This is a genomic window from Microcystis sp. LE18-22.4A, from assembly GCF_027531105.1.
Classification (GTDB): domain Bacteria; phylum Cyanobacteriota; class Cyanobacteriia; order Cyanobacteriales; family Microcystaceae; genus Microcystis; species Microcystis aeruginosa.
Genome location: NZ_JAPZRB010000026.1, coordinates 1 through 4,466 on the forward strand (window position 1 = coordinate 1; position 4,466 = coordinate 4,466).

Consider the following 4,466-nt stretch of genomic DNA (forward strand, 5'->3'; position numbering starts at 1 on the left):
CCTTTCCCGGATTATATGTCAGGGCATTCTGCCATGGGGGGAGCATTTGCTGGAGTGATGACCGAATATTTTGGAGACAACTATGTGTTTAGTGCTGTCTCCCAAGAACTTCCCGGTGTCGTTCGTAATTTCGATAGCTTCCATGAAGCGGGAATGGAAGATGCTATCGGCCGTATTTTTGGCGGGGTTCACGTCCGTGAGGCTTGTATTGATTCTTTTGAAATGGGGTTAGCTGTTGGCGATTTTGTCGCAACAAATTTCTTTCGTTAATATCAAGTCGAGTTGAACGAACCTGCATCAGTCCCCACCCTCAGCAACGCACCAGTGGGGAAGGTGCAGGGGGCGGCAATTTGAGGACTCGATGTCCGAAAAATTGCCAACTAAATTTGGTTCTTCGGTTTGTGCTATGCAACGGACAGGATTATAAGAGATGAAACCCTTATAGAGAAGGACATTGATGCGATTTTTGTCAATTGTTTTCGATCTAGAACGAACTAATCAATTAACTCTCTTGTCGGGTAAGGATTTAGTCGATTTATGTCCCCCGATCTAACCATACCAAGTAACGAAGAGCCCTAATTTTCAGGGAAAAAGTACCTGAATTTTCCCCCCAATCACTCCAATGGTCGGCAATTTTTGAGAGAAAAAAAGTCTAAAAACCTTATCCAACAAGATTTTTAGATTTATTCAGCAAACCCTATTTATTTCTTCAAGATGACTGTTTTATTGTCCGTCCGCTCTGGTTAAAAGCCTTTGTTGATCGATTCTGTCAATCTCCCCAAATAGGACTTCTGGGAGAAAGTTTAAATTGGGAATGTACTTGGGAAGAACTGGTGCGATCTAGTTATAATCAAATTCATCGGGATCATTTGCAGACTTTATCTCCAGAAACGGCTTTAGCGGCAGTGGAAAGATTGGTAAAAGGACTGCGTTATTTTAGTCAATGATTTTCAAGAATAAATACCGGCTTTTTTTCTTGGTTTTTACTTTACCACAGCCTTTCTCATCAAGATAACGACTCCCCAAAACCAGAGAGTTTGTACCTCACAATTAAGAGGCTCTTCGTTACTTGGTATGGTTCGATAGGGGAGCATAAATCGACTAAATCCTTATCTGGCAAGAGACTTAATTGATTAGTTCGCTCTAGATCAAAAACAATTGACAAAAATCGCCAAATGTCTTTCTATATAAAAGTTTCATTCCTTATAATCCTGTACGTTGCATAAGACAAACCGAAGAACCAATTAAGATAACTGCTATCAGATAACCTCTGATTCTATCTTTTGGGCTATTCTTAGTTTAGCCGAACGAGAACGAGGATTTTTAGCTTGTTCTTCCCGGCTGGGGATAATCGGCTTTTTCGTGATAATTTTCAACGAATTATCTTCGCGAAAGCCATACTTGATCAGACGATCTTCTAGACTATGAAAACTGATCATAGCGATAATTCCCCCGGATTTTAGCCAGTGGGGGGCTTGATCTAACAATTGTTGGAGAGAATCTAATTCTTGATTAACAGCGATGCGTAGGGCTTGAAAAACCCGCGTTGCCGGATGAATACGCCCATAACGGTAACTAGCGGGTACAGAACTAGCGATGACAGCCGCTAATTCTGTAGTGGTAGTAAAAGGACGTTTTTGGACGATCGAGCGAGCAATAGGACGAGATAAACGTTCTTCTCCGTATTGATAAAAAAGATCTGCTAATTCTTTTTCGTGCCAATGGTTGATAATATCGGCTGCCGTCAGGGATTGACAGCGATCCATCCGCATATCTAAGGCTGCCGTGTGGCGAAAACTAAAGCCGCGCTCGCTCTGATCGAATTGGGGAGAACTGACTCCTAAATCGGCGATAATGCCATCAAAACTGCTATTTTGTCCATTATAATCGGCGAAGTTCCCCCACCAGAGGGTTAAACGGCTATCTAGATAGGGGGCGAGACTAATTTTAGCGGCTTCTAGGGCGCTTTGATCGCGATCGATGGCGGTTACTGTGGTTTCGGGATGGGCTTCTAAAAGCAAGCGGCTGTGTCCACCACCCCCTAGGGTAAGATCGAGATAATGCCCCCCGGGTTGAATATTTAAGCCGGCGATTAATTCTTGACTCAAAACGGAAATATGGGGAAAATCTTGATTCATCTGCTGATAACTTCCTGAAAATGGCGATTTAACCTAGGGTTTGCTGAAAAAGTTTGTTGGTGGGGGCAGGGTGTGGGGTGTGGGGTGTGGGGTGTGGGGTGTAGGGTGTAGGGTTTTACCGATTTTGGGGTAGTCAGTTACCTAATTTTCAGGGAAAAAGTGCCTGAATTTTACCCCCGATCACTCCAATGGTCAGCACTTTTTGAGGGGAAAAAAGTCTAAAAGCCTTATCCAACAAGGTTTTTAGATTTATTCAGCCAACTCTAACCTAAAAACAACTGATAGGCCCGATTTTGACTTTCATCCCAATAGCGATAGCCGAGAGTATCGAGAAAAGCTTGCCATTGATTCATTTCATCGGGGGGGACCTGTATGCCCACGACGATGCGCCCGTAATCGGCTCCGTTATTGCGATAATGGAAAACGCTGATATTCCAGTGGGGACTCATGGAAGCGACAAATTTCATTAAAGCCCCCGGTCGTTCGGGAAACTCGAAGCGATAAAATAATTCATGATCGGCTAAATGCGATCGCCCTCCCACCATGTGGCGCAGATGCAATTTAGTCAATTCATCATCGCTAATATCGAGGGTTTTAAAGCCGCAAGCTTCAAAACTCTCGGCTAATTTCTTGGCATCGGTGCGATTTTCGATCTGGGCGCCGACAAAAATATGTGCTTCTTTTTCATCGGCAATGCGATAACTAAATTCGGTTAGATTGCGTTTGCCGACACATTCGCAAAAACGCCGTAAACTGCCCGGTTGTTCGGGAATAGTAACAGCATACAACGCCTCGCGCCGTTCCCCTAATTCTGCCCTTTCCGCCACAAACCGCAGACGATCAAAGTTCATATTCGCCCCACAAGCCACAGCAACGAGGGTTTTATCCTCAATTACTTCTCTTTCTACATAAGCTTTCGCTCCTGCTACCGCTAACGCCCCCGCAGGTTCTAAAATCGAGCGTGTATCTTGAAAAACATCCTTAATCGCCGCACAGATATCATCCGTATCCACTAGGATAATCTCGTCCACATACTGCTGACAAAGACGAAAAGTCTCCTCTCCCACCTCGCGCACCGCCACCCCGTCGGCAAATAATCCCACTTGGGACAAACGCAGCCGATAACCGGCTTTTAGGGATTGATTCATCGCGTCTGAGTCCACAGGTTCCACCCCGATAATTTTAATTTCTGGACGTAAACGCTTGACATAGGCTGCAATACCTGATATTAAGCCACCGCCACCAATAGCGACAAAAATCGCCTCGATCGGTTGCTGATATTGTCGTAAAATTTCCATACCGATCGTACCCTGGCCGGCGATTACCTCCGGATCATCGAAGGGATGGATAAAAGTTAAGCCTTTTTCCGCTTCTAACTGCCGCGCGTAGGTGTAGGCATCATCGTAGGTGTCACCGTGCAGGACGACAATCCCGCCCCGGGCTTTTACCGCGTCGATTTTGACTTGCGGAGTGGTGACAGGCATAACGATAATCGCTTGGGTTCCCAATTGCCGCGCCCCCAAAGCGACTCCCTGGGCATGATTTCCCGCCGAAGCAGCAATTACACCTTTTTGTAACAAATCCCTTGACAAATGCGCCATTTTGTTGTATGCGCCGCGCAGTTTAAAGGAGAAAACCGACTGCATATCCTCGCGCTTGAGTAAAAGCTGATTGTGCAAACGTTGGGAGAGATTGGGGGCAAGTTCTAAGGGGGTTTCTTGGGCGACATCGTAGACGCGTGCGGTGAGGATTTGAACCAGGTAATCGCAGTACATTATTCTTTTTTGGCGGTGGGGATTGGCGAGTCAGGCTAGGATACAGAATAGATCATCGTCAGTCCGGTTAGCAATAAAGAGCTATCAGCTGTCAGCTTTTTGCTCCCCTTCAACACGGAATCATTGGGGAGTTCTTGACATTCATCATCAAAGGCCGTCAATAGCGAAAAAATTGCCGAGCGAGAGATAGCCAGTCCGTTTTAACGGAACCGGCTGTGGAGCGAGACTAAGGGATTTATCCCGTTGTATCCAAAGTTTTGATATAGTCCCGCGGAATCTCTGCCATTGATACTCCTTCTTTCTCTGCATAAGCTTTTAATCGCTCATACTCTTTATCAGTCATCCACATTGAGAACTTTTTTTGTCTTGACATATATTCCTAAATAGGGGTTGCTGAATAATCATTGAAATAAATTTGGGCTCTTCTGGTTTTCGTGTGTTAATTTTTGTTATGAATTAAAGCAAGCAAACAGCTTAAGTCGAAGATGTTCAAAATTGGTAAATCCATAACTTATTCTTTTAATAAGCTTTATTTTGGTATTCATTCCCTCAA

At 44.7% G+C, this 4,466-nt stretch carries 5 protein-coding genes; 1 reads left to right on the plus strand and 4 read right to left on the minus strand.

Annotated elements, in window-relative coordinates:
• Nucleotides 1-270 (plus strand): phosphatase PAP2 family protein (locus tag O9295_RS00985; RefSeq protein ID WP_502846484.1); only part of this gene is annotated, 270 nt, incomplete at its 5' end.
• 989 nt (nt 271-1,259) lie between these two features.
• On the opposite strand, the gene rsmH is transcribed toward O9295_RS00985, so the two are convergent.
• From rsmH to O9295_RS01005, 4 genes are all read right to left on the minus strand, one after another.
• Nucleotides 1,260-2,138: a 16S rRNA (cytosine(1402)-N(4))-methyltransferase RsmH gene (gene rsmH, locus O9295_RS00990; protein WP_147068938.1), complete on the minus strand. Its 879-nt coding sequence runs from the start codon at nt 2,136-2,138 to the stop codon at nt 1,260-1,262.
• Nucleotides 2,139-2,401: 263 nt separating this feature from the next.
• Nucleotides 2,402-3,913, minus strand: a complete 1,512-nt coding sequence (gene ilvA, locus O9295_RS00995; protein ID WP_288031025.1) for a threonine ammonia-lyase, biosynthetic — start codon at nt 3,911-3,913, stop codon at nt 2,402-2,404.
• A gap of 235 nt (nt 3,914-4,148) precedes the next feature.
• On the minus strand, nt 4,149-4,286 hold the full coding sequence (locus tag O9295_RS01000; RefSeq protein ID WP_288031027.1) for a DNA-binding protein: 138 nt from the start codon (nt 4,284-4,286) through the stop codon (nt 4,149-4,151).
• A 76-nt stretch (nt 4,287-4,362) separates the two neighbouring features.
• The coding region (locus tag O9295_RS01005; RefSeq protein WP_287697101.1) for a transposase at nt 4,363-4,466 on the minus strand (104 nt) is incomplete at its 5' end.

Coding starts and splice junctions, on each gene's coding strand:
- rsmH (WP_147068938.1), bottom strand. CDS start 2,138: ATGAATCAAGATTTTCCCCATATTTCCGTTTTGAGTCAAGAATTAATC.
- ilvA (WP_288031025.1), bottom strand. CDS start 3,913: ATGTACTGCGATTACCTGGTTCAAATCCTCACCGCACGCGTCTACGAT.
- O9295_RS01000 (WP_288031027.1), bottom strand. CDS start 4,286: ATGTCAAGACAAAAAAAGTTCTCAATGTGGATGACTGATAAAGAGTAT.